Raw genomic sequence first — 23,770 nt, 5'->3', positions numbered from 1 at the left:
GCGAGCCATCGACGATCTCGCTCACCGTGGCGGGATCGCCGCCTGACCAGCGACTCCGCCCAACATCAGCCCAACATCACCAAACTTGACTCGATCTTCCCGGCTTCGCCGAATCAAGCCGGGCTAGGGCAGTGCCGGGGACGTAAGCTGTCCCGAAGAGTCACTGCGAATACCGTTGGGTGCCATGACGTCCACCGATGTGCCTTCTCGGCCTAAGAGGGGGCTCGCCTCCAACGCCCGGGCCAGGCTGAGCTGGGTGCGCGACACGAAGTCGTGGGCGACCGTACGCGCGGCCACGAACGCCGGCGTCAACTACCGGGTCACCGGCCTGGCGGGCGAGGCGGCTTTCTTCGCGCTGCTCTCGCTGCCGCCTTTCGTGCTGGGCCTGATCGGGGTCCTGGGCAAGCTCGGCACCTGGCTGGGGCCCAGCGTGGTCACGCAGGTGAAGACGTGGGTGATCGACCAGGCCGGGCTGCTGTTCACCGACGACGCGGTGAACAAGGTGATCAACCCGCTCATCACCGACGTGCTCAGCGACGACGCGGGCAAGGTGTCGATCATCTCGCTGGGCTTCCTGCTGTCCCTCTGGTCCGGCTCCCGCGCTCTTTACGTCTTCGTCGACCTCATCTCCGTCGCCTACGGGCTGGGGGAGGAGCGGGGCATCATCCGTACCAGGCTGATGTCGTTCGGGCTCTATATCGTGGGGCTGATCATCGGGATCATCGTCATGCCGATCCTGGTCATCGGGCCGACGCTGCTCAAGGACACGCTGCCCGGCGAATACGGCATCCTGATCGACCTCCTCTACTGGCCGGTCGTGATCATCGGCTCCGTGTTGTTCCTGACGGTGCTCTACCACGTGAGCGTGCCGGTGCGGACCAAGTGGTACCGGGAGTTGCCGGGGGCGATCCTGGCGTTGTTCCTGTGGATCGTGTGCGCGGCGGTGCTGCGGGCCGTGCTGGCCGCGTGGTTCTCGCCCGTGTCCGTCTACGGCTCGCTGGCCGCGCCCATCGCGTTGCTGCTCTGGCTCTACATCACCGCGCTCGCCGTGCTGATCGGGGCCATTCTGAACGCCGAGGTCGATCGGCTCTGGCCGGGCATCGGCCGTACCAAATAGCCCCCCGCGGATCCGCTATCGTCTAGGGCGAGACGCGACTGGCGCATTGGGTGGGATCGACCACCGGGGAGCGAAAGGAGCGGAGGCCGTGCGCCTGGGTCTTCGCGGATTGTCAACGATCACAGGAGAGTCATGAGTTCTCTCGCTAGCGTCGACCCGCAGATAGCCGAGCTCATCAAGGCGGAAGAGCGGCGGCAGGCCGACACCGTCAAGCTGATCGCGTCCGAAAACTACGTGTCCAAGGCCGTGCTCGAGGCCACCGGCACCGTCCTGACGAACAAATACTCCGAGGGCTACGCGGGCAAGCGCTACTACGAGGGCCAGCAGGTCATCGACCAGATCGAGACCGTGGCCATCGAGCGCGCCAAGTCCCTGTTCGGCGTCGAGCACGCCAACGTCCAGCCCTACTCCGGCTCGCCCGCCAACCTGGCCATCTACATGGCGTTCCTGCAGCCGGGCGACACCGTGCTGGGCATGGGCCTGCCGTTCGGCGGCCACCTCACGCACGGCTGGTCCGTCTCGGCCACCGGCAAGTGGTTCAACCCGGTCCGCTACGGCGTACGCAAGGACACCGGCCGCATCGACCTCGACGAGGTCCGGCAGCTCGCGCTGGAGCACCGGCCGAAGCTGATCTTCTGCGGCGGCACCGCGATCCCGCGCACGATCGACTTCGAGGGCTTCGCCTCGATCGCCCGCGAGGTCGGCGCCATGCTGGCGGCCGACATCGCGCACATCGCGGGCCTGGTCGCGGGCGGCGCGCACCCCTCCCCGGTGGGCCACGCCGACGTGATCTCCACGACCACGCACAAGACGCTGCGCGGCCCGCGCGGCGCGATGCTCATGGCCACCAGCGACGAGCACGCCAAGGCGCTCAACAAGGCCGTCTTCCCCGGCCTGCAGGGCGGCCCGCACAACCACACCACCGCCGCCATCGCCGTCGCCCTGCACGAGGCCGCCCAGCCGTCCTTCCGCGACTACGCGCACCAGATCGTCGCCAACGCCAAGGCCCTGGCCGACGAGCTGGGCTCGCGCGGGTTCGACCTGGTCTCGGGCGGCACGGACAACCACCTGATCCTGCTGGACCTCACACCCAAGGGCATCGGCGGCAAGCCGGCCGCGCAGGCGCTCGACCGCGCGGGGCTGGAGACCAACTACAACACGGTGCCGTTCGACACCCGCAAGCCGTTCGACCCGTCGGGCATCCGCATCGGCACGCCGTCCGTGACCTCGCGGGGGATGGGGGAGGCGGAGATGCGGCAGATCGGGGCGTGGATGGACGAGGTCGTCACGGCCCTCGCCAAGGGCGACGCCGAAGACGTCATTACGCGCGTCCACCACGAGGTCAGCGAGCTCACCGCGCAGTTCCCGGCCCCTGGCCTGTAAAAACCCCATATGTTACGGCGGAGCCAAGTGGGCGCCACCCGCCGCACATCGGAAGGGCCTCCAGGGTGACGCCCGCTGACCCGCACGTGGCGGGCCGCCGTCACGGCGCGACCTTGCCCACGTGGGTGGTTTTCCGCTGGGCCGAGAGATGACGGAACGCCCCGCCGCACGGGCTCCCGTGTGCGGCGGGGCGTTCGTCGCGACGTGGGCCGGAGTACCCCGTCGCGATGGCCTACCGGCGGCCCGGGGGACCGGGCGCCGGATCGGCCGGGGATGGCCTCTCGGGGGACGGGACCGAGTCGTCCCCCGTCAGCCTCAGCCGAGGAACAGGTAGTCGGCCCCGTACGGGACCTTGGCCTGGCTGCCTGGCTCGCAGGACCCGGCGGGGGCGACGCCGCCGGTGGTGTTCAGGCGCAGGATCTGGGTGGCGTGCGCGAGCAGGCCGCTGTCCTTGCCCGCCTGGGTGGCGTCGAGCACCAGCTCGGGGATGTTCTGGTCGCCGTTCGGCGTCCTGGTGACGATGGTGCCGCGCACCGCGCTGCCGTCGGGGGCGATCCACTGCGGTGGCCCTTCGCCCGGCGTCACGAACGAGTGGTCGATCCCGCGCCGCAGCTTGGCCGTCACGCCGAGCTGGGTGAAGGCGTAGCCGCCGGCCGGCTTCTCGGTGCAGGTGTAGAGCTGCGAGCCGCGCAGCACGTCGGCCGTGAGCGCGCGCGGGTGGGTGAACGGCCGGCCGGACAGCTGGCCGCGTACCGCGCCGCCGTCGAAGTCGACCGTGTGCAGGTTCGTGTAGTAGCGGCCGGGGTTCGCGGCGATGCGCTTGACGACGCCGGCGGCGACCGGCGTCTCCCCCGCCACGCCGGTCAGGTTGGCCGGCAGGCTCCCCGCGAACAGGTCCGCGACCACCGGGCCGTTCTTCCCCGCCACGGCCTTGTGCACGTGCCCGTTGGTCACCGCGCCGAGCCCCGACCAGGAGGCGGTGTAGGCGATCGACCCGCCGGTGGGCCGCAACCACCAGACGGCCTGGCCGTCCTGGTCGCCGCGCTTCTTGCCGTCCTTCTCCTGGACCTCCTGCGCCCCGTCGGCCCAGGAGGAGAGCGTGGCCTGGTTGCTGCCGTGCAGCACCCCGTTGAGATCGACGGGCTTGCTCAGCCGGTGGAACTGCCCCCGCACCGCGCCCTTGGGATGCGCGGCGTCGTGCAGGTTCGCGTAGAAGCCGCCGGGGTTGTCGAGCAGCGACTTGACCAGCTCGGGGTCGGCCTTGACGGTGCCGGTGACGCCGAGCACGGACGTGGGCAGCGGCTTGGTGAAGAACTCGAGCTTGACGTCCCCGTTCGTGCCTTTGGCGCCCAGGTGGACGTGACCGGCGACCGGCGAACCGATCTCGTTCCACCGGGCCGCGAACGTGACCTCGTTCCCGCTGATCCTGAGCACGACCGTCGAACGCCCGTCGACGTCACCCTCGACCCCCACCTCGTTGGCACCGCGCAGCCCGGCGGCGAGATAGACGTCGTCCCCGGAAGTCGAGGCGTTCGCGTGAACCGGGATAAGAAGCGCACCTGCCACCAAAGCGCCAGGAATGATGATCTTACGGATAGACATCGTGAAACCTCTTAAAGGGTTGGATATTCCGGTTGGTACGGCAAGCAGTACGCGGCCCGGCCCGGCAGAGGTTCAACCCGTGAATCCGTAAATTTCCACACAACGGGGAAGCGCATAAAAAGCCCTCCCACCAGCGGCGGGAGGGCTTCGAGGCCGACGATCAGGCCTTGATGGTGAGCAACTTCTTACCTGTCGAGGTGACCACCTCGAAATGGTCGATGTCCTTCAGCTGCGTGGCGCTGCCGCCGTGCATGTAGAGCGGATCAGGCGATCCCGGAACTCCGTACCCGGCTGGAGGTACGGACCATCCGGTCATCACCCGGCGCTCTCCCGACTTGCCGACCGAGATCAGCTCGCACTCCAGCGGCCCCTTCACCCCGGCCAGCTTGAGCGCGGCATGCGTGCCCCACCCCTTGGACTCCACCACCAGCCCGCCGGTCACCCCGTCGGCGCCGTTGCCCTCGATCGGGGCGCCGTCGGCGTAGAACTGCTCCGCCGGGCCCATGTGATCGGCGTGCCCCTGCGCGACCTGCGGCGCGCTCTCGGCGTCCAGTTGCGTGCCGATGGTCAGCCCGCCGGCCACCAGCGTGACCGCCGCCGCCATCCCGATCACGAACGTCCCCCTGCGCGTCCGCCTGTCGGCCGCCTTCCTGCGCTGGAGCAGGTCGATCACCGGTTCAGGGGACGGGGGCTCGTGGTCCTCCACCGGGCCGATGCCGTTCAGCACGCTCGCCACGCCGGCCAGGTCGGCCAGCTCGAAGCGGCAGGTGGGGCAGCCGAGGAGATGGGCCTCGAAGGCCAGCCTGTCGTCCTCTTCCAGCAGGCCCAACGCGTAAGCGCCCACATCTGTGTGCTCGACTCTCGAGGTCACGCCGTCACCCCCCTCTCCTCCAGCGCGACCCGCAGCGCGCGGACCGCGTAGTAGACCCGGGACTTCACGGTGCCCACCGGGATGCCGAGCGCCTCGGCGGCGTCGTTGACCGACCGGTCCCGCAAGATCGTCTCGTTGAGGATCTCGCGGTGTGCCGGCGACAACGCCTTCAGCGCCTCTGACACGACCACCTGGTGCAGCAGTCCCTCCATCTCGTCCGGCACTGGCATGCTCTCCAGCGGTCCGTCGCCCGACTCCTGCGGCCGGGCCTCCCGGCGCCGCCGGTCATCGATCACGATACGTCTGGCGACCGTGGCGAGCCAGGGCATCAACGAGACCGAGTCGGGGTCGAGCTGCTCGGAGCTCCGCCAGGCGCGGATCATGGTCTCCTGCACCACGTCTTCCGCCCACTGCCGATCTCCCGCCGTCAATCTGATCACGAAGGCCAGCAGCGGCCCGTGATATTCCCGGTAGAGCGCGGACACGACCACCTCGTCATCCGGTCGCACACGCCGGATCCAGTGTCGTAAGCGCGGCTTGCCCATCGGGGCGGCTCCGTCGGCCGAGGGCGGGGGATACGTGCTGACTCGCATCATTCCCCTTTCTCGCGTCCGTCGGCAGGTGGTACGGCCAGCCGCCCTGGCACGGTTCAACAGATCGCCGAAGTTAATCCGATTGCATCCCTGAGGACAGGGTGCGTAGAGTCGCTCCCGGCAACCGATCGAGGAGGTGAGGACCATGCGGGTCACGCTGTTCTGCCTGCCGTCCGTCCACCTCCGGGGGCTCGTCTGAGCTGCCCGGCTCCTTCTCGAGTCAAAGGTTCACCACGTTGTCCCACGATCTTTCGCTGCTCGGCTGGAACGATCTCCGCGCCGCCGAGCTGCCCACCGACACCGTCCCCGCCCGCGTGGCCCGCATCGACCGCGGCGCCGCCGAGGTGATCACGGCGGACGGCCAGTTCCACGTCAAATACGGCGCCCGGGTACGCCGGGCGTCGGCCGCCGACCCGGTCGCGCTGCCGTGCGTCGGCGACTGGGTCGCGCTCAGGCTGCTCCCGGAGGGGCGCTACGAGCTCGACGAAGTCCTGCCGAGGACGACCGCGTTCATCAGGGGCGGCGTGAGCCGCGACTCGGTCGGCGGCCTGTCGGGCGACGGCCAGGGCCAGGTGCTCGCGGCCAACGTCGACGTCGTCTTCGTGGCCGAGCCGTCGATGCACTCCACCGACTTCGCCGACCTCGGCCGCATCGAACGCCTCGTCGCCCTGGCCTGGGAGTCCGGCGGCACGCCCGTCGTGCTCGTCACCAAGTCCGACCTGTTCGAGGACGGCCTCGACGAGCTGCTCGCCGACGTCCGCGTCGCCGCCCCCGGCGTCGACGTACACGCCGTCTCCTCGCTGCAGGGGGAGGGGGTCGCCCTGGTCGGCGACTATCTCGCGGGCTCCCGCACGGCCGTCATCCTCGGCGCGTCGGGCGCGGGCAAGTCCACCCTGGTCAACGCGCTGGCCGGGGGGTCCGTCATGGAGACCCAGCGGGTACGCGCCGCCGACGGGCGCGGCCGGCACACCACCGTGCATCGGGAGCTGATCCCGCTGCCGGGCGGCGGGCTGGTCATCGACACGCCGGGCATCCGCAGGATCGGCCTCTACGACATCGGCGAGGGCGTCGACCTGGTCTTCTCCGACATCGAGGCGCTGGCGGAGCGATGCAGGTTCGGCGACTGCGGCCACTCCGGCGAGCCCGGTTGCGCGGTGCTGGCCGCCCTGGAGAGCGGCGAGCTGCCGGAGCGGCGCCTGGAGAGCTGGCGCAAGCTGCAGCGGGAGGCCGCGTGGATGGCCTCGCGGACGGACGCCCGCCTGCGCAAGGAGCAGCAGAACAAGTGGAAGGTGATCACCAAGGAGATGCGCCGCTCGGGCCGCAACCGCCCCTGACCCCCACTCGGCGTGACCGTTGGCCGAATGGCGGGCGGTGTGGAGGCGAGGGAGCCGGCGTCAGCGGGTAGGCACGGGTCATGGAGCTCTTCGCAGACCGGGCCGAGGCTGGGGCACAGCTCGCCGAGCGGCTGCGGGACGCGCACGACCCTGTGGTGCTGGCGCTGCCCCGCGGCGGGGTGGCCGTGGCCGTGCCCATCGCGCGCAGGCTCGGCGCGGTGCTCGACGTGCTCGTGACCAGGAAGATCGGCTATCCGCCGACCCCCGAGCTGGGCGTCGGCGCGATAGCCGAGGGCGGCGAGCCGGTGTTCGACCTGGCGCTGCTGCACCGGCTGGGCCTGACGCCCGAGTCCGTGGCCGACGTGGTCGAGCAGGAGCGGCGCGAGCTGGCCCGCAGGGTGCACGCCTACCGCGGCGACCGCCCGCTGACCGCGCTCGAAGGCCGGGAGGTGATCGTGGTCGACGACGGCCTCGCCACCGGCGGCACCGCACGGGCCGCGCTCAGGGCGGTCCGTACGGCCAAGCCCGCCAAGGTGACGCTGGCCGTACCCGTCGGGGCTCGTGACACCGTCAGGTCCCTGGGACAGGAGGCCGACGAGCTGGTCGTGCTGCTGGTGCCGATCGACTTCAGGGCGGTGGGCCAGTGGTACGAGCGCTTCGACCAGCTCAGCGACGCCGACGTGCTGGACCTACTGGGCAGGGCCTGACCGGCCGCAGCCGGCGAGCACGGCCCAGACGAGCTTGCGCGCTCCCCCGGGGGACAACCACCCCCAGGCGGTGCAGAGGGCGTCGACCAGCCGCAGCCCCCGCCCGAACTCGGAGAACACATCGGGCGCCGCGGCCACCGGCACGGTCCGGTTGTGGTCGGTCACCACGCAGGCCAGCTCCGCTCCATGCGTCAGTAACCGGAGCTGCCCTGCCCCGCCGCCGTGCCGCATGGCGTTGGTCACCAGCTCCGACACCACGAGCTGAGCGTCGAAGGCCACTTCGAGCACGCCCCATCCGGTCAGCGTCTGATCGACGAATCGCCTGGCCATCGCCACGCAGGCGGGCTCGAGCGCGGTGCGCTGATGGAACGGGAACATCGCGTCGCACTCACCGGCACGACCTTCCACCAGAATGGACGAAAGCCATCCTGGCGGCCGGGAACCGATGGCGGCTTGCGGCCGAGCGTCGAAAGTCGTCATTCTGGCCCCCGAAGCGCGGTCTGGTGATCCAATGCCCATCTTTACGGGGAGTGCTTACTGATGCAAGACTTTTCGTGGTTTACAGATGCGAATCGCATCTGCACGTGCAGGTGACTAGGAGCGGTTCAGTGAGCGCAGAGGGCGCGGAGGGCAAACTTCTCAGCTATTCGGCGGGAAGCCCAACGGTGCTGCGGATCCTGCTCGGGACCCAACTGCGCAGGCTCCGTACGGAGAAGGGTATCTCGCGCGAGGACGCGGGATACTCGATTCGCGCATCTCACGCGAAGATCAGCCGGCTGGAGCTCGGGCAGGTCAGCTTCAAGCAGCGGGACGTGGCCGATCTCCTGACCCTCTACGGCGTCACCGACCCCGCGGAGCGCGAGCCGCTGCTCGCCCTGGCCGAGCAGGCCAACGCCCCGGGCTGGTGGCACAAATACGGCGACGTGCTGCCCGGCTGGTTCGAGGTCTACATCGGCCTGGAGGGCGCCGCGTCCAGCATGCGTACCTACGAGAACCAGTTCGTGCCCGGCCTACTGCAGACCGCCGACTACGCCAGGGCCGTCATCGAGCTGGCCCACGAGAAGGCCCCGAAGCCGGAGCTCGACCGCCGGGTGGACCTGCGCACCACCAGGCAGAAGCGGCTGGAGAGCGGGCTCACCATCTGGGCCGTGATCGACGAGGCCGTCGTACGCCGCACGCTGGGCAGCCCCGAGACGATGCGGGAGCAGATCGCCCATCTCCTCGACCTCACGGCCGAACGCAACATCACCGTGCAGATCATGCCGTTCGACCGCGGCGGCCACGCGGCGGCCGGGGGCCCCTTCAGCATCCTGCGCTTCCCCGAGCGTGAGCTGCCCGACGTGGTCTACATGGAGCAGCTCACGAGTGCCCTCTACCTGGACAAACCCGCCGATTCAGACCACTACATGGAGGTCATGGACCGGCTCAGCATCCAGGCCGAGGAGCCCAAGCAGACCAGGCGCTTCCTAGAACGCCTCATTTCCGGATGAGCTGCTGATTTCCCTGTGATCCACTCCATATCGGGATTTTTGGTCGTCCGCTATATGGAGATCCGCGCGCTGCCGTATTGTCAGCTCGCAAACGCGGATGCACGTGCATTCGTAAGATCGCGAGGAGCTGCCCCCATGCATGAGTTCCTGAACGGAACGCCCGCCGGCCGCCTTCCCGTCGCCTGGCGCAAGAGCAGGCGGAGCAACCCCAACGGCAACTGCGTCGAGGTCGCGAGCCTGCCCACGGGGGAGATCGCCATGCGTAACTCACGCTTTCCAGAAGGCCCGGCGCTCGTCTACACCCAGGCGGAGATCACCGCGTTCGTCCTCGGGGCGAAGGACGGCGAGTTCGACGACCTCATCGTCTGACCGAATCCCGTCGCCGGGCATTACGGACAACTCCGGCGACGGGATTCGGTCATCTCGGCTACGGCCTCGGGGCTTCCCGGGCGGCGCGGGGGCCGCCTCACGCCAGGTGGTCGTGGCCGGCCCCCGCTTCTCGGCATCGGTTAGCGGTACACGCGGGGGTCGGCCTTGAGGCCGCGCGTCAGCCGTACCGTGATGAACTCGTTGTTGTCCGGCTTGCCGGCGGTGCGGCCGTTGGAGAAGGGGAAGTTGTTGTCGTCGAGCACACCGAGCGTGCGGTCGTCCAGGATGATGACGTCCTCGATCGTCTGGAACGGGAACCTGAACGTCCCGGGCGTGCCGCCCAGCCCGCGCGGGTCCGCGAGGTCGAGCAGGTCGGCGACCAGGGTCTTGTCCAGCGCGCCGTCGTGGTCCTTGTCGCGCAGGTCGGCCAGGTAGAGGCGCTTGACCTTGGCGTCGGCGCCCTGCTGGTTGTCCCGCTCGATGATGAGGAAGCGGTTCTCGTCGACCGCGATCGCGTCGCCGATGGAGTGGGAGGGGTCCTCCAGCTTGTACGTCCACCGGCGCCCGGTGTAGGCCTTCTTACGCAGGTCGAACTCGTGCATGCGGAGCGTCCCCGCCGGGTCGCCGTTCACCGTGCCCTCGAGCAGCGGGTAGAGGCGTCGGCCGTCCACGGACCTGGCCATACCCTCGAAGCCCTTGCTGCTGGCCAGGTTGGGCTGGCCGCCGTTCAGGTACGGGTTCTCGGGGGCCTTGACGCCCGGCAGCTCGATCGGGGCGTCCATCAGGCGGCCCTTGTGGTCGAAGTGCAGCAGCCACGGGCCGAACTCGTCGCCGATCCAGTACGTGCCGTCCACCAGGCGCACGATCGACTCGACGTCGAAGTCGGCGCCGGTCAGCGTACGGTCCTGCCTGGTGAGGGCGAACGGCACCAGCTTGCGGGGGTCGGTCAGGTTGATGCCGCCGAGCACCTGGACGGACTTCTTGCCGAAGTCGGGCCGGACGTGGTGGACGCGCAGCAGGAAGTCCGAGCTGTTGGCCTTGTTGCCGTAGCCGTTGTCGGACAGGACGTCGAACGTGCCGTCGCGACGCCGGGCGATGCCGCTGAAGCCCTGGACCGGCTGCCCCGCGAACGGGGGCGTGACGCCGTTGACCGGAGCCGTGCCGAGCAGGGATCCCGACGGCTCGCTGCCGGGGACGAAGGTGAGTGCGGGGAGCGACGCGAACCCGGTCAGCGTGGCCTGCCCGAAACCGGACTTGTCGGAGCCATTGCTATCTGAGCTGGTGCCGGGGTCGGCGGAGGCGGGAGCGGCCAGGCCGAGGGCCATCGCGCTCGCGCACATCAGGAGGAGGATGCGTCTCATGGCGGGCACCCTAGGGGGGCCACATGACGGCATTCCGAACGGCAGGCAACGGGCGGTGACCGCCGGATCTCTGGTTTCAGCGGGCGGTTCTGGTGGGTATGACGGGGTTGGTCCCGTGCGGGTGTGATGCGGGAATGACGATGACCACCCAACCTGGCAATGGGTGGGTGGTCCACGGGTCGTGCGGGGGTGAGGTGCCTGATCAGGCAGTTGTCCCGACCGGGTTCGCCGGAGCCTGGGCGTGGATGGCCAGGCGCCGGTTCATCGGGACAACTACGTGATCACGCGATGCTGGTGACGCTGCCGGGTGTGTCAGGCGGCGGAGATGCCGGCGCTGGCCGCGCGGCGCATGCGACGGCGACGCTCGGAAGCGCGCTCGTCCTCGTTGAGACCGCCCCACGTGCCGTACTTCTCGGGCCGGGACAGCGCGTAGTCAAGGCACTCGTTGCGGACAGGGCACTGGGCGCAGATCGCCTTGGCCTTCCGCTCTCGTACGTCACGCTCGGGCTGCCGCTCCCCATCGGGGCCGAAGAAGAGCACGAGGTCCTCACCCCGGCACGCGGCATCATCCTGCCAACCCCAGCTGGGGCGCGGGCGGGCGAGCTGCCGACGTACCTGAGACATGAGAAAACCACCTTCGTGAGAGGTATTTCGGTAATTGAGCCGCATTGGACGCTTTTGGCGTCACTGTTCCAACGCAGGGCCGGGCCGTGATGTTCCCTGTTCAGGCGAGGACGGGCGTGGCGTACCGTACAGGCGTGAGCCTGTCCAGCGAAACCAGCCGGTAGGTGGTGATCGTTTCGGCGCAAGCCGTACCACACGGCGCTGTGAACGCCGATGGCTCAACCACAACCTGGAACCGGACGTCGCCGCAGCGCACAATGGCTTCGGTGACGTCACCGTCCGACCTGGAGGATTCCACGGCCACCGCGCCGACAGAACACTCTCCCGTATGGGCTCGGGCGAAGTGCTCGACGGCCTGCAATGGCTCAGGGATGCCTGCGCGTCCCCGGTAGCGGTCGAGAATGACCTCGCCCGACCGGTACGCGTTGGCCGCTGCCAACGCAGCAGCCTGAGACATGCTGCCGTAGAAAATTCCGTGTGGCAAGCACACGAGGTTGGCGGCGTAACGATCGCCGCCAACGTGTGACGTTTCCCACACTCTGTCCGGCATGTTTTCGGCCAGAGACCGAGCGAGGGGTAGTCCAATGCGGGCGCAACACGCATTGCGCTTGGCGTGCGTGCAGACCAGAAATACCGGCTCGTCTTCAAGTATGCAGGACTCGGGGACCACTCCGGCCGCCAGCGCGTCCAGGTCAAGATCGTCAGGACCTGCGACGACGCCTCCCGCCAGCCAGGGGCGCTCCCCCACCGCGTAGGCCAATAGCACACGGATCCCCTGCTCCTGCGGGCGGGTGCGCTTTCCCGGCCGCCGGATCAGCTGGGGGCGAATACCGCGTTCGAGCGCCCGGCGGACGAGTTCGGAGATTTTTCCAGGAAGTTCGAAGCTTTCCAGATGGGAGGGCCAGGCGCCGGCGTACTCGATGAGCAGCCAGAGCCTGGCTCCCACGGTGGCGCTGGCCAGGGTGGGCACCTTTCCGGTGTGGCATCCGATCGGATGCTCGCAGCCCTTTGCCAACGCCCGTCCCTTCCCCCGACGCGAATTAGGTAAGACTAACCTAACGTATTCGCGGGTTCAGTCGCGGGCCGTTCGGCCCAGCACGTCCCGTGTCGCGGGCAGCGCGCGGTCCCGGTCCTGCTTCACCAGGCCGATCCTGGTCCGCCTGTCCAGCAGGTCGTCCTCGTCGAGCGCGCCCTCGTGGGTGACCGACCAGAGCAGATCGCCCTTGGTGAGGCCGAGCCCGACCTCCTCCGGGTGCGCCTTGACGAGCTCGTGCACTGCGCCGGCCTCGCTGCCGTACCGCTCGGCCAGGCGCGGCGGCACCCCGTCCGGCTGGGGGCCCGCGCCCACGAGCGGGATCCTCCTCGTACGGCTCCGCCCCGCCAGGAGGTCTCTGGACGAGACCGCTCGATCCACCGCGTCCTGGGCCATGCGCCGATATGTCGTCAGCTTGCCCCCGACCACCGTGACGATGCCGGAGTCCGAGAGCACGGCGTGCCGCCGGGAGAGGTCGGCCGTGCGCCCGTCCGCCGCCAGAAGGGGCCTGAGACCCGCGTACGCGCCCGCAACCGCCTCAGGGGTCACCTGGGTCTCAAGAACCCCGTTCAGTAGCTTCAGAAGGGCTCTCACGTCCGCCGCGGGCACTTCGGGGACGTCCGGCACCGGCCCGTCCACCGGCTCGTCCGTCAGGCCGACGTGGACGCGGCCGTCGCGCTGGGGGAGTACGAGCGCGAATCGGTTGATCTCTCCGGGAACGGGCACGTGCATGCCCGCGATCAGCCCGGGGAGCGTCCCGGCAGCCAGCACGAGGTGGGTGCCCCGGGAAGGTCGGAGCTTCACCTGCGGATCCAGCGAGCCCGCCCACACCCCGGCCGCGTTGATCACCGCCCTGGCGCGGATGGTGAACTCCTCGCCCGTCAGCTCGTCGCGTACCAGTGCGCCGTTGTCCGCGAGCCGCAACGCGCGGCAACGGGTCAGCACGCGCGCCCCGTGCGCGGCGGCGGTCCTGGCGATGGCCACCACCAGGCGGGCGTCGTCGAGCAGGCGGCCGTCCCAGGACAGCAGCGCGCCGCGCAGGCCGTCCCCGTCCAGCACGGGCGCCAGCGTGCGGGTGCGGGCCGCGTTCAGGCGCGTGGGGCCGGGCAGCAGGCGGCGCGGCGTGCGGGCGGCGGCGCGCAGCCCGTCGCCGGCGCGGTAGCCGGCCATCACCAGCGCCGTCTGCCCGCGCGAGACCGCCTTCGTCAGAGGCAGCAGGTACGGGTGCGCCTTGACCAGGTGCGGAGCGGTCGTCCGGAGCAGGATCCCGCGCTCGACCGCGCTCTCGTAGGCGACGTCCACCTGCCCCTTGGCCAGGTAGCGCAGCCCCCCGTGGATCATCTTGGAGCTCCACCTGGAGGTCCCGAACGCCAGATCGTGCGCCTCGATCGCCGCCACGCTCAGCCCCCGGGAGGCGGCGTCCAGCGCGGCCCCCGCCCCGGTCGCGCCGAGCCCCACGACCAGCACGTCCACCCGCTCCTCCGCGACGCGGCGCAGCTCCCGGGACCTTCTGCGGGCGTTCAGCGAGCTATCCAAGATAGGCCTCCAGGAGGACGGTGAGCTCGGTGTCGAGCTCGTCCAGGGTCACAGGATCGAGCATGGTGGGCGCGGACAGCAGGAACGACTGGGCGACCAGCAGCACCGCCCTGGCCTTGCGCGGGTCGCCGACGGCCTGTTCGAGCACGGCCAGGACGGCCTCGTGGGCGGCGCCGCGCCGGTCGAACAGGTAGGGCATGAGCAGCTCCGGGTCCGCCGCCACGATCTTCCGCCAGAGCGGGTGCGCGCGCAGCCCCCGGACCCCGGCCACGACGGCCCGCACCGGGTCCGACATGTCCAGCTCCGCGACCACGCGTACCCACTCCCTGGTCATCAGGTCCGCGACCAGCGTGCGCACGTCGGGCCAGCGCCGGTAGATCGTCATCCGGGACACCCCGGCCCTGCGCGCCACGTCTGTGAGCGTCGTCCTGCGCACCCCGTAGGCCAGCACGCAGTCGCGGGCCGCGTCCAGCACGCCCTCGTTGTGACGAATCGACGTCATGTGTCACAGTGTAAGCGTGCCTAGAGAACCGATGCTCTGGTCGGGCTGGGGCGACCCCGCCAAGGCCCGCGAGCTGCCCGAGCAGATCCGCACGCTCCTGCGCGACCTCCTCGGCGTGCGGGCCCCGGACGCCCCCGCCGCCTCCCTGGAGTCGGTACGCCTCCCGGCCGTCGCCCTGCCCGGGCCGCTGCTCGAGGCGCTGGCCAAGATCGTCGGCGCCGAGCACGTCCTGACCGGGCACGAGGCCCGCGTACGGCACACGCGCGGCAAGTCCACCCCCGATCTGCTGCGGATGCGCGCCGGGGACGGCTCGGACGCCCCTGACGCCGTGGTGCTGCCCGGGTCGCACGACGAGGTGGCCGAGCTGCTGCGGCTGTGCTCGGACGAGCGGGTCGCGATCGTGCCCTTCGGCGGCGGCACCTCGGTGGTGGGCGGGCTCGCGGCCTCCCGGGCCGGCTTCGCCGGGGTGCTCGCGCTGGACCTGGGGCGGCTCGACCGGCTGCGGTCGGTGGACGCCGAGTCGATGGTGGCCACGTTCGAGCCGGGGGTGCGGGCTCCCGACGCCGAGCGGCTGCTCGCCGCGCACGGGCTGACGCTGGGGCACTTCCCGCAGTCCTTCGAGTACGCCACGCTCGGCGGCTTCGCGGCGGCCCGCTCCAGCGGGCAGGCCTCGGCCGGGTACGGGCGCTTCGACGACATGGTCGTGGGCCTGACCGTGGCCACCCCGTCGGGCACCCTGGACCTGGGCCGGGCCCCCAAGTCGGCGGCCGGGCCCGATCTGCGGCAGCTCGTGCTCGGCTCCGAAGGCGTCTTCGGGGTCATCACGTCGTTGCGGTTGCGGGTGCGGCGCGCTCCCGCCGAGCGCCGGTACGAGGGATGGCGTTTCGCGTCCTTCGCGGAGGGTTCCGCGGCCGTGCGCGCGCTCGCTCAGGAAGGTCCGCTGCCGGCGGTGCTGAGGCTCTCCGACGAGACGGAGACGATGATCGGCCTGGCCAAGCCGGACGCGATCGGCTCAGGCGACTCGGGGTGCCTGCTGATCGCGGGCTACGAAGGGGCCTCGGTCGCGGGGCGGCAGGGTGCCGTCTCGGGTGTGCTGGCGCGGATGGGTGGTGAGCCCCTGGGGGCGGCGCCGGGTGAGGCATGGGAGCATGGCCGGTTCTCCGCGCCGTACCTGCGGGACTCGCTGCTCGCGGCCGGGGCCACCGTCGAGACGCTGGAGACCGCCGGGTTCTGGGCGAACGTGCCGCGGCTCTATGACGCGGTCCGCCTGGCGTTGCTCGGCGCGCTCGGCGCGCCGCTCGTCATGTGCCACATCTCGCACGTGTACGAGACCGGCGCCTCGTTGTACTTCACCGTCGTGACCCCGCAGGAGGCCGACCCGGTCGCGCAGTGGGAGCGGGCCAAGGCGGCGGTCAGCGCGGCCATCGTCGCGGCCGGCGGCACCATCACGCACCACCACGGCGTCGGCCGCGATCACCGGGAGGCCTATGGGGCCGAACTGGGGCCCGTGGGCGTGGGCATCCTGGAGGCGGTCAAGGCCAGGCTCGATCCGGCCGGGATCCTCAACCCCGGCGTGCTCATCCCGGGGCGTTAGTCGGGGGGCGGGATCTGACCGGCCTCCGCGATGGTGGCGGCGGCCTCGCTGTAGCGGTGGAGGGACTCGAACGCGGCGGCCAGGCAGTGCAGCGAGACCACCAGCGGGCCGCCGCCGAGGGGGCGGGTGAGCTCCACCGCCTCCTGCGCCAGCGGCAGCGCCTCCGTTGCCCGCCTGCGCTTGAGCAGGAGCCTGGCCGACGTGAGCAGGCAGCGGGCCAGCAGATCCGCGTACTGGCCGGGGAACTCCCTGGACAGGGCCCGGCTCCGCGCGATCGCCTCGCTCGCGTAGTCGAGCGCCCCGCCGCCCCAGCGGCGGCGGGTCTGGGCATAGGCGAGCAGACCCTCAATGGCCTTCACTTCGGAAGTGCTTCTTCGGGTCGCGTCGTCAGGATTACGGGTCATGGGAGCCTCCCCACGGCGGTCCCAACCGCTTGCTTGGGGGGTGAGGCTACACCATTGCGCACCTTCAGTGTTCTCAACGGTACAGAGCGTTCAGGATGCCGAATGGTAGATCCCAATGGTTCAACACGGTAAAGATGTGGTCATGGTGGAAGTCGCGGCTGAGCGCGGAAAGCAGCTTTCCTCACGGGTGTCGGAGGAGGGCGCGGGTTGGGCCTGCTCGCAGACGGGGACGTTCGCGCAGCTCAGGCCCAATGGGCATGGCTTTAGCTGGCTGAATTTACGAACGCTCTGGCTCTCGCGCAACGAGATCCTGGCCGGGTTGTTCGGGGATCCCTCCGGGCAGGTTCGGGCGCGGTGGGTGGAGGCGCAGGAAGCGCGCGGGATTGACCCGGAATTTCGCATCAAGCCACCCGTTGGGGGAAATTTCAGTTTCCTCCTGCTCGGCGATACCGGAGAAGGAGATGCCTCTCAGTACGCCGTTGTTCCGGGCATGCTGAAACTGGGGGAGCGGACGTCGTTCGCCGTCATTGCCAGCGATGTGATCTATCCGACGGGATCGGGCAACGAGTACGGGGACAAGTTCTTCCGTCCGTACAAGGACTACGACGCCCCCATCTACGCCATCCCGGGCAACCACGACTGGTATGACGGGCTCGGCGGGTTCATGCGGGTCTTCTGCGACGCCCCGGCGCTCAGGCCCAAGCCGGACCGGGGGTTACGCGGGCTGTTGTGGCGCAAGCCGGAGAAGATCGACGAGGCGCTGCTGGCCGAGGCGCGCACGCTCAGGGGCAAGCCGTCCCAGCAGGCGACGCAGCCGGGTCCTTACTGGGTGATCGAGAGCGACAACCTGCTGGTCGTGGGCGTCGACACCGGCATCAGGAACGTGATCGACAAGGCGCAGACCGCATGGTTGCGGCGCGTCTCGCTCGACCCCCGGCCGAAGATCCTCGTGACGGGCAAGCCCATCTACACCGGCAACGCGTACAAGCCGTCGCCGCTGGCGGGCGGCGGGACGATCGACGACATCGTGCGCGACCCGGCACACCGGTACGTCGCGGCCATCGGCGGCGACGTGCACAACTACCAGCGTTACCCGGTCAAGGTGGGCGACCGGGTGATCCAGTACATCGTGTCCGGCGGCGGCGGCGCGTTCATGCACGCCACGCACACCATCGGCCGGGTCGGCGTGAAGGGCGTGCACGAGGACGACTTCAGGTGCTACCCGCTGCGCGGCGACTCGCTGTCCTTCTACAGCCAGCTCTACGCCCGCAGGCTGCGGATGAAGTGGCTCTACCTCACGCCCGTCGAGGCGCTGTGCATCATGTCCGAGCACATCAAGAACCAGCCGGTCAGGACCGTCGCGGGGCCGGTGAAGATCACCCGCAGGATGCGGTGGGCGGCGCGGCTGCTCGGGGCCTGGCCGTGGCCGTTCAGACTGCCGGTGGACAAGGTGTTCCACCGCTACCTGTCCGAGTTGTCCGACTGGGACACACCGCCGTTCTTCAAGCAGCTCCTGCACGTCTCGGTCACGCCCGAGGAGCTGACCCTGCGGTGCTTCGCGGCCACCGGGTGCCTGCCGCAGGAGCTGGACCCGCCGCTGGAGGACGAGGTGCGCATCAGTTTGTCGTAGCCGTTTGGCACTCTTGACCACGTGTATGTCGTGGTCGCTGGAGAGACGGTGCTGCCGGTCGGGGGTTCGGCTCGCCGTGCCGCGGATCTGGCGCGGGCCGTACAAGAGCTGGAGGCCGAGCGGCCGCGGTGGGTGTGGGGGGACACGCGGGAGGTCTATCCGGACCTGCTGCGCGGGGGAGTGCGCGTCTCGCGCTGCCACGACCTCGCGCTCACCGAGGGGTTGCTGCTCGCCCACGAGGGCCGCTACGGCGAGGCGCGGTCCGCCAGGGCCGCGCACGCCAGGCTGCACGGGCTGCCGGTGCCCGAGGACCGGCCGAACGCGCCGGACACGCTGTTCGCGCCCGAGCCGCTCGGGGCCGAGGCCATGGCGGAGGTGCTGGCCGACCAGCTGCGGCGGATCGAGGCGCTGCCGGAGCCGGGGCGGTTCAGGCTGCTGGTGGCGGCCGAGTCGGCGGGCGCGCTCGTCGCGGCCGAGATGTCGCACGACGGCATGCCGTGGCGCAGGGACGTGCACGACGCGCTGCTGACCGAGCTGCTCGGGCCCCGGCCCGTGCACGGCATGCGGCCGGCCAAGCTGCAGGCGCTGGCCGACGAGGTGGCGGCGGCGTTCGGGCATGCGGTCAACCCCGACTCGGTGCAGCAGCTCGTGAAGGCGTTCAAGGGGGCGGGGGTGGGGCTGAAGACGACCAGATCGTGGGAGCTCAAGCAGATCGACCATCCGGCCGTGGCGCCGTTGCTGGCCTACAAGGAGCTGGCCCGGCTGTTCAGCTTCCACGGGTGGGTCTGGGCCGATCAGTGGGTGCGGGGCGGGCGGTTCCGGCCCGAATACGTGGTGGGCGGCGTGGTGTCCGGGCGGTGGGCCACCAGCGGGGGCGGGGCGCTGCAGATTCCCAAGGTGATGCGGCGGGTCGTGGTGGCCGACGACGGGTGGGTGCTGATCGTCGCTGACGCCGCGCAGCTCGAGCCGAGGGTGCTGGCCGCCATGGCCGGTGACGTGGGGCTGGCCAGGGCGGCCGGGGAGATCGATCTCTACTCGGCGCTGGCGCAGTCGTTCGGGGGCGAGCGGGGCAACGCGAAGATCGCGATGTTGTCCGCCATGTACGGCGGCACCAGCGGTGACGCCCCCAAGCTGCTGGCCATGATGCGGCAGCGCTTCCCCAAGGCCTACCAGTTCGTGGAGGACGCGGCCAAGGCGGGGGAGGAGGGGCGGCTCGTACGATCCTGGCTCGGCCGCACCAGCCCGCCGCCCTCGTCGAGGTGGAAGGAGCTGGTGTCGGGGCCCGAGGGCGGGCGGGCGGCCCGGGACCGGGGGCGGTTCACCCGCAACTTCGTGGTGCAGGGCACGGCCGCCGAGTGGGCGCTGGCGTTGCTGGCGGTGTTGCGCGGGCTGCTGCCCGAGCCTGCCCGGCTGGTGTTCTTCCAGCATGACGAGGTGATGGTGCACTGCCCGCTGGAGCAGGCGGAGGAGATGATCGCGGCCGTCTCGACCGCGGCGGCCGAGGCGAGCAGGCTGCTGTTCGGGGGGACGCCGGTGCGGTTCCCGATGGAGGCCGTGGCCGTCACCTCCTACGCCGACGCCAAGTGACCGCTCACGTGTCGCCACGGCGCCAGACGATCGTGAGCCAGAGGCCCGCCAGCGTCACCATGACGCCCACGACCAGGCCGAGCACCCCGTAGGAGAGCACGCCCACGATGGCGCCCGCGATGATCGTGCCGGTGGCGCCGCAGACGTTCATCAGCAGGTCGGAAAGGCCCTGTACGGCCGGGCGGCGCTCGATCGGGACCGACTCCGTGACCAGGGCCGAACCGGCCACCAGGCCGCACGACCAGCCCAGGCCGAGCAGCACCAGCGCCGCCGTCACCTGCCAGACCCGGTGCCCCGCCGTGCCCGCCAGCGTGGCGGCGCTCAGCAGCAGCGCCATGCCGAGCACAAGCACGGGCACCTTGCCGGCCTTGTCGGCCAGCCAGCCCACGACCGGCGAGAACATGTACATTCCTGCGATGTGCAGGCTGATCACGAGCCCGATGACGTCCAGGTTCGAGCCGTCGTGGTGGAGTTTGACCGGGGTCATCGACATGACGGACACCATCGCCGTGTGGCTGATCGCGATCATGACCAGCGCGCGGCGGGCCATCGGGGTGGTGCGCAGGGTCTGCCAGGCGGTGCTGACCGTCCGGGTACGTCCGGCGCCCGGATCCTCGGTGCCGTTCAGATCGCGGGCCAGCTTGAGCGGGTCGGGGCGCAGGAAGCCGATGATGATGACCAGCACCAGGGCGAACCCCAGCGCCGAGAACGCGAACGGCCCCGCCTTCTCCACCAGCCCCAGCCGCATGCCGATCTGGTCGGCGGGCTTGGCCAGGTTCGGGCCCGCCACGGAGCCGATCGTGGAGGCCCAGACGACCAGCGACAGGTGCCGGGCCGAGCGGCCCTTCGGCGCCAGGTCCGTGGCCGAGTAGCGCGACGCCAGGCTGCCCGCGCTCCCGCCGCCCACCAGCACCAGCCCGACCAGGAGCAGCGGCCACGTGTGCAGGCTGATCGCGGCGACCGAGATCGCGCAGCCCGCCAGCGCCGCCACGTACGCCAGGGTCAGGCCCGCGCGGCGCCCGCCCCTGCCCGACGCCCTGGCCGTCGGCAGGGCTAACAGCGCCGCGCCGAGCACGGTGGCCGTCCCCGCGAAGCCGCTGATCACCGTCGATCCCGACAGCTCGTCCACGACCACCGAGCTGAGCGCCAGCCCGACGGCGACTCCCACGCCGCCCACGATCTGCGCCGCGGACAGAACGGCCAGGGTGCGACGCTGAACGAGCCGAATACGGTCAGACGTAGAGACAGTGGGCTTTGTGGGGGCACTGGTCACCCGTGAAGTCTCGCATAGCCCCCAACATCACCCCAAAGGTGACAGTGATCGATTTTTCATCTGGAAAGCTGTTCTTCGCGATATTTCAGAGAATGGTGATGGAATCGCCCTGGGTGATGCGGCCGGGCGCGTCCGGGATCAGGTTGATGCCGAACCAGACCTTGCCGTCCCGCTTGCGGTGCCTGGACAGCGTCCTGATGGGCTCCTTGCCCTTGGTGTACGTGGCGGTGTCGATCGTGGTCAGCACGCAGCGGTCGCAGCCCTTGGTCACGCGGAAGTCCACGGCGCCGATGCGTACCCGCTTCCACTCGTCCTCCGCGAACGGCGTGCCCACCCCGTCGATCACCACGTTCGGCCTGAACCTTTGCATGGGCAGCGGCGCGGGCACCTCCTCGCCGCGCTCGGCGGCGGTCTCGGCGATCCAGTCGTTGAGCCGGGCGAGCGAGGCGCCTTTGGGGTTACAAGAGGGAGCTTGCTCTCTCTTGTAAGGGGGAGCTCGCTCCCCCTTACAAGAAAAACGCCTCTTCCACGCGTTTGGGGGGGTCGCGGGGGGCGTGCCCCCCGCGTGTCGCCTCTTCCACGTCTTTGGGGTCGCGGGGGCGTGCCCCCCGCGGGGTTAGGTGGTCTGGCGGAAGGTGTCCAAGAACACCTTCCGGGTCTCCGCCTGGTCGTCCCACTTGAGCTCGGGCAGGTCGAACGTGATCGTGAACGCGGCGTTGTCGTCGATCGTGACGTACCGGGTCAGCGCGTGCATGGGGACGCCCTCGGCCGTGGTGTATGTGTACTCCCAGTCGGCCGCCTGCCAGCCGCGGTATTCGAGGGCCTGGAGCTGCACCTGGATGTAGCCCTCCACGCCGCCGTCGGCCTCCCGCCGGCTCAGCTCGGACAGCCCGCCGTCGGCCTGCGGCGTCGCCTGCTCCACGACGATCCGCATGCCGGAGTCCTTCGGCCCGCTGAACGTGGCCTGGCCGCCCGACGTCGCCAGCGTCCAGTCCTCCGGCACGGCGGCGGAGAACCCGGCCGGGGTGTGCTCCTTGTAGCCCTCCGGCGCGGTCGACGGCCCGGCTCCCTCGGTCGGGGCGCTCTCCGTGGCGGCGGCCGTGGCGGTGGGAGTCACCGGGGGCGGCGACCCGCCCGAAAGGATCATCATCACGGCGCCCACGACGACGGCCACCGCCACGAGCGCGCTGACGATCGTGAGCGGCGTCGGCCGCCCGTCACGCGTCCAGGGGCCGTCGTCCTCCTCGGGCCTGCGCCGGCTCTTGCCCGTGCGCGGCGACGCGTTCGGCAACGAGGCCAGGCGGCTGTGGCCGATGTCGTGCGACGACAGGTCCCGCGACTGGTCGCGCAGGTCGTCGGCCGAGGCCAGCGGCCACGGGGTACCTGCCGAGGACGTGCGGCTGTCCGTGGTCAGCGGCAGGATCGGCTGGGGGCGCGGGCCTGAGGGGGCGTCCAGGTCGTCGGGGTCGAACCTGTGCGGCGGCGCGGGAGCCCCGAACGGCGGCTGGGCCTGCGGTCCCGACGGGGGTCCTGCCAGGCCTCCGAGCGACGATGGGCCGGTGTCCGCGCGTTGCGGTCCCGACGGGCCGCTGAACGCGTCGAACCCGCTCGGCGGCGGCGGCAACTGGTCGGTCCGGTGGCCGCCCGACGGGCTCGACGACCCGTCGAAGGGCATCGAGTAGCCGCCCGACGGGCTGTTGATCGGGTCGTACGGCACGCGTACCGGACCTGAGGGCGTCTCCACGATCCGCGAGGGCATTGGCCCCGACGGGGTGTCCAGCGGTGGCAGCAGCGCGGCGGGCGTCGGGTCGGCCTGGCTGGGCAGCGTCTCGGGCGGGCGCGGCCGAGCGGAGCCGTGCGCGCGCAGCACCGCCTCCAGCATCTCCATGACCTGGGCCGAGGTCAGCCGCTCCGCCGGGCTCTTGCGCAGCAGGCCCTCGATCACCGGCATCAGCGAGCCGGCCCGCTGCGGCATGATCGGATCCTGGGTGAGCACCGCGCCGAGCACCGCGACCGGATCGGGCCCCTCGTACGGCGGCCGCCCCTCGACGGCCGCGTACAGCGTCGCCCCGAACGACCACAGGTCGGCCGCCGGCGTGATCGCCTGCCCGGACAGGCGCTCGGGCGGTATGTACGCGGGCGACCCCATGACCAGCCCGGTCTGCGTGATCGTCACGTCACCCTCGATGGCCGCGATGCCGAAGTCGGTCAGCACCACCCGGTCCGAGGTCAGCAGCACGTTGCCCGGCTTGATGTCGCGGTGCATGATCCCGGCGGCGTGCGCGTGCCTGAGCGCGTCGATCACCCGGATGCCGATCTCGGCCGCCTGGATCACCGGCAGCGGCCCGCTCTGGCGTACGGCCTGCTCCAGGGACCACGCGCGGACCAGCTCCATCACGATCCACGGGCGGCCGTCCTCCTCGACCACGTCGTGCACGGTCACGATGCCGGGGTGCGTCAGCCGCGCGGCCGACCTGGCCTCGCGCAGCATGCGCCGGTACGCCACCTGCTTGCCGGCCTGGTCCAGCCCGTACGTCAGGATCAGTTCCTTGACCGCCACGTCCCGGTCGAGCAGCACGTCATGGGCATGCCACACCATGCCCATGCCGCCCCTGCCGACCGGCGACATGAGGCGGTAACGCCTGCCGATCAGGCGGCCCTGGCTCTGCGATGCGCCTCCCGGGGCGCCCCCTCCTTCTGGGCCGGGTCCGCTGAGCAAGCGGTCGGCTGCCATGTTCCCGCCCCCATTTCGCCTCATCC

General features: G+C 70.5%; 22 protein-coding genes and 1 riboswitch. Of the genes, 9 read left to right on the top strand and 13 right to left on the bottom strand.

Annotation, left to right across the window (positions count from 1 at the left end):
- Window positions 1–184: 184 nt before the first annotated feature.
- Together ACFLIM_RS27180 and glyA are read left to right on the top strand one after the other, a co-directional pair.
- Window positions 185–1,117 (top strand): YihY/virulence factor BrkB family protein, encoded by a 933-nt coding sequence (locus tag ACFLIM_RS27180; protein WP_393170119.1) that lies wholly within the window; start codon window positions 185–187, stop codon window positions 1,115–1,117.
- Between the two features lie 24 nt (window positions 1,118–1,141).
- A riboswitch (ZMP/ZTP riboswitch) is annotated at window positions 1,142–1,224 on the top strand.
- 25 nt (window positions 1,225–1,249) lie between these two features.
- Window positions 1,250–2,500, top strand: coding sequence for a serine hydroxymethyltransferase (gene glyA, locus ACFLIM_RS27175; protein WP_393170117.1), 1,251 nt, complete (start codon window positions 1,250–1,252; stop codon window positions 2,498–2,500).
- A gap of 315 nt (window positions 2,501–2,815) precedes the next feature.
- Here the strand turns inward: glyA and ACFLIM_RS27170 are convergent, their stop codons facing one another.
- From ACFLIM_RS27170 to ACFLIM_RS27160, 3 genes are all read right to left on the bottom strand, one after another.
- Window positions 2,816–4,102 (bottom strand): CHRD domain-containing protein, encoded by a 1,287-nt coding sequence (locus tag ACFLIM_RS27170; protein WP_393170115.1) that lies wholly within the window; start codon window positions 4,100–4,102, stop codon window positions 2,816–2,818.
- A gap of 160 nt (window positions 4,103–4,262) precedes the next feature.
- Complete coding sequence (locus ACFLIM_RS27165; RefSeq protein WP_393170113.1) at window positions 4,263–4,973, bottom strand: anti-sigma factor family protein; 711 nt, start codon at window positions 4,971–4,973, stop codon at window positions 4,263–4,265.
- Window positions 4,970–5,518, bottom strand: coding sequence for a sigma-70 family RNA polymerase sigma factor (locus tag ACFLIM_RS27160; RefSeq protein ID WP_393170111.1), 549 nt, complete (start codon window positions 5,516–5,518; stop codon window positions 4,970–4,972). Before ACFLIM_RS27160 ends, ACFLIM_RS27165 begins: the two co-directional genes overlap by 4 nt.
- A 284-nt stretch (window positions 5,519–5,802) precedes the next feature.
- On the opposite strand from ACFLIM_RS27160, the gene rsgA reads away from it, so the two are divergent.
- Complete coding sequence (gene rsgA, locus ACFLIM_RS27155) at window positions 5,803–6,900, top strand: ribosome small subunit-dependent GTPase A (protein WP_393170109.1); 1,098 nt, start codon at window positions 5,803–5,805, stop codon at window positions 6,898–6,900.
- An 80-nt stretch (window positions 6,901–6,980) separates the two neighbouring features.
- Window positions 6,981–7,607, top strand: a complete 627-nt coding sequence (locus ACFLIM_RS27150) for a phosphoribosyltransferase (RefSeq protein ID WP_393170107.1) — start codon at window positions 6,981–6,983, stop codon at window positions 7,605–7,607.
- Here ACFLIM_RS27150 and ACFLIM_RS27145 read toward each other — a convergent pair.
- Complete coding sequence (locus ACFLIM_RS27145) at window positions 7,590–8,015, bottom strand: ATP-binding protein (protein ID WP_393170105.1); 426 nt, start codon at window positions 8,013–8,015, stop codon at window positions 7,590–7,592. The two genes, ACFLIM_RS27150 and ACFLIM_RS27145, sit on opposite strands and share 18 nt — an antisense overlap.
- A gap of 200 nt (window positions 8,016–8,215) precedes the next feature.
- On the opposite strand from ACFLIM_RS27145, the gene ACFLIM_RS27140 reads away from it, so the two are divergent.
- Both ACFLIM_RS27140 and ACFLIM_RS27135 read left to right on the top strand, forming a co-directional pair.
- Window positions 8,216–9,097, top strand: coding sequence for a helix-turn-helix domain-containing protein (locus ACFLIM_RS27140; protein ID WP_393170103.1), 882 nt, complete (start codon window positions 8,216–8,218; stop codon window positions 9,095–9,097).
- 135 nt (window positions 9,098–9,232) lie between these two features.
- Entirely contained in the window at window positions 9,233–9,466 is a 234-nt protein-coding gene (locus ACFLIM_RS27135; RefSeq protein WP_393170101.1) for a DUF397 domain-containing protein, read from the top strand.
- A gap of 140 nt (window positions 9,467–9,606) precedes the next feature.
- Here ACFLIM_RS27135 and ACFLIM_RS27130 read toward each other — a convergent pair whose 3' ends face one another.
- The 5 genes from ACFLIM_RS27130 to ACFLIM_RS27110 all read right to left on the bottom strand — a co-directional run bounded on the left by ACFLIM_RS27130 (window position 9,607) and on the right by ACFLIM_RS27110 (window position 14,522).
- Window positions 9,607–10,827: an esterase-like activity of phytase family protein gene (locus ACFLIM_RS27130; protein ID WP_393170099.1), complete on the bottom strand. Its 1,221-nt coding sequence runs from the start codon at window positions 10,825–10,827 to the stop codon at window positions 9,607–9,609.
- 312 nt (window positions 10,828–11,139) lie between these two features.
- Window positions 11,140–11,451, bottom strand: coding sequence for a WhiB family transcriptional regulator (locus ACFLIM_RS27125; protein ID WP_080036407.1), 312 nt, complete (start codon window positions 11,449–11,451; stop codon window positions 11,140–11,142).
- Window positions 11,452–11,551: 100 nt separating this feature from the next.
- The gene (locus ACFLIM_RS27120; RefSeq protein ID WP_393170097.1) at window positions 11,552–12,421 is read right to left on the bottom strand and encodes a sucrase ferredoxin; all 870 of its coding nucleotides are present in this window, start codon (window positions 12,419–12,421) and stop codon (window positions 11,552–11,554) included.
- A 102-nt stretch (window positions 12,422–12,523) separates the two neighbouring features.
- A complete protein-coding gene (locus ACFLIM_RS27115; RefSeq protein ID WP_393170096.1) occupies window positions 12,524–14,020 on the bottom strand; it encodes a glycerol-3-phosphate dehydrogenase/oxidase in 1,497 nt (498 codons plus the stop codon).
- Complete coding sequence (locus ACFLIM_RS27110) at window positions 14,013–14,522, bottom strand: TetR/AcrR family transcriptional regulator (RefSeq protein ID WP_393170094.1); 510 nt, start codon at window positions 14,520–14,522, stop codon at window positions 14,013–14,015. Before ACFLIM_RS27110 ends, ACFLIM_RS27115 begins: the two co-directional genes overlap by 8 nt.
- A gap of 31 nt (window positions 14,523–14,553) precedes the next feature.
- Here ACFLIM_RS27110 and ACFLIM_RS27105 point away from each other — a divergent pair, with 31 nt between their 5' ends.
- Window positions 14,554–16,116 (top strand): FAD-binding oxidoreductase, encoded by a 1,563-nt coding sequence (locus ACFLIM_RS27105; protein WP_393170130.1) that lies wholly within the window; start codon window positions 14,554–14,556, stop codon window positions 16,114–16,116.
- On the opposite strand, the gene ACFLIM_RS27100 is transcribed toward ACFLIM_RS27105, so the two are convergent.
- The gene (locus tag ACFLIM_RS27100; protein ID WP_393170093.1) at window positions 16,113–16,475 is read right to left on the bottom strand and encodes a hypothetical protein; all 363 of its coding nucleotides are present in this window, start codon (window positions 16,473–16,475) and stop codon (window positions 16,113–16,115) included. The genes ACFLIM_RS27105 and ACFLIM_RS27100 overlap by 4 nt on opposite strands.
- Window positions 16,476–16,707: 232 nt before the next feature.
- Between ACFLIM_RS27100 and ACFLIM_RS27095 the strand changes: the two genes are divergently transcribed.
- Together ACFLIM_RS27095 and ACFLIM_RS27090 are read left to right on the top strand one after the other, a co-directional pair.
- Window positions 16,708–18,150 (top strand): metallophosphoesterase family protein, encoded by a 1,443-nt coding sequence (locus ACFLIM_RS27095; protein ID WP_393170128.1) that lies wholly within the window; start codon window positions 16,708–16,710, stop codon window positions 18,148–18,150.
- 21 nt (window positions 18,151–18,171) lie between these two features.
- Window positions 18,172–19,737 carry a bifunctional 3'-5' exonuclease/DNA polymerase gene (locus ACFLIM_RS27090; RefSeq protein WP_393170091.1) on the top strand — a complete coding sequence of 522 codons (1,566 nt, stop codon included), beginning with the start codon at window positions 18,172–18,174 and terminating at the stop codon, window positions 19,735–19,737.
- A 4-nt stretch (window positions 19,738–19,741) separates the two neighbouring features.
- On the opposite strand, the gene ACFLIM_RS27085 is transcribed toward ACFLIM_RS27090, so the two are convergent.
- The 3 genes from ACFLIM_RS27085 to ACFLIM_RS27075 form a co-directional block, all read right to left on the bottom strand.
- A complete protein-coding gene (locus ACFLIM_RS27085) occupies window positions 19,742–20,905 on the bottom strand; it encodes an MFS transporter (RefSeq protein WP_393170089.1) in 1,164 nt (387 codons plus the stop codon).
- Between the two features lie 190 nt (window positions 20,906–21,095).
- The gene (locus ACFLIM_RS27080) at window positions 21,096–21,431 is read right to left on the bottom strand and encodes an MOSC domain-containing protein (protein ID WP_393170126.1); all 336 of its coding nucleotides are present in this window, start codon (window positions 21,429–21,431) and stop codon (window positions 21,096–21,098) included.
- Window positions 21,432–21,626: 195 nt separating this feature from the next.
- Complete coding sequence (locus ACFLIM_RS27075; RefSeq protein ID WP_393170087.1) at window positions 21,627–23,744, bottom strand: serine/threonine-protein kinase; 2,118 nt, start codon at window positions 23,742–23,744, stop codon at window positions 21,627–21,629.
- Window positions 23,745–23,770 lie beyond the last annotated feature (26 nt).

The organism is Nonomuraea marmarensis (assembly GCF_043197025.1).
Lineage (GTDB): Bacteria > Actinomycetota > Actinomycetes > Streptosporangiales > Streptosporangiaceae > Nonomuraea > Nonomuraea marmarensis.
Note: the sequence above shows the minus strand (reverse complement) of the source record. Positions and strands in the feature narration are given on the sequence as shown.

Excerpts from the sequence above, each read along its gene's own strand:
- ACFLIM_RS27180 (WP_393170119.1), top strand. The coding sequence starts at position 185 with ATGACGTCCACCGATGTGCCTTCTCGGCCTAAGAGGGGGCTCGCCTCC.
- glyA (WP_393170117.1), top strand. The coding sequence starts at position 1,250 with ATGAGTTCTCTCGCTAGCGTCGACCCGCAGATAGCCGAGCTCATCAAG.
- ACFLIM_RS27170 (WP_393170115.1), bottom strand. The coding sequence starts at position 4,102 with ATGTCTATCCGTAAGATCATCATTCCTGGCGCTTTGGTGGCAGGTGCG.
- ACFLIM_RS27160 (WP_393170111.1), bottom strand. The coding sequence starts at position 5,518 with ATGGGCAAGCCGCGCTTACGACACTGGATCCGGCGTGTGCGACCGGAT.
- ACFLIM_RS27150 (WP_393170107.1), top strand. The coding sequence starts at position 6,981 with ATGGAGCTCTTCGCAGACCGGGCCGAGGCTGGGGCACAGCTCGCCGAG.
- ACFLIM_RS27135 (WP_393170101.1), top strand. The coding sequence starts at position 9,233 with ATGCATGAGTTCCTGAACGGAACGCCCGCCGGCCGCCTTCCCGTCGCC.
- ACFLIM_RS27130 (WP_393170099.1), bottom strand. The coding sequence starts at position 10,827 with ATGAGACGCATCCTCCTCCTGATGTGCGCGAGCGCGATGGCCCTCGGC.
- ACFLIM_RS27125 (WP_080036407.1), bottom strand. The coding sequence starts at position 11,451 with ATGTCTCAGGTACGTCGGCAGCTCGCCCGCCCGCGCCCCAGCTGGGGT.
- ACFLIM_RS27110 (WP_393170094.1), bottom strand. The coding sequence starts at position 14,522 with ATGACGTCGATTCGTCACAACGAGGGCGTGCTGGACGCGGCCCGCGAC.
- ACFLIM_RS27105 (WP_393170130.1), top strand. The coding sequence starts at position 14,554 with ATGCTCTGGTCGGGCTGGGGCGACCCCGCCAAGGCCCGCGAGCTGCCC.
- ACFLIM_RS27075 (WP_393170087.1), bottom strand. The coding sequence starts at position 23,744 with ATGGCAGCCGACCGCTTGCTCAGCGGACCCGGCCCAGAAGGAGGGGGC.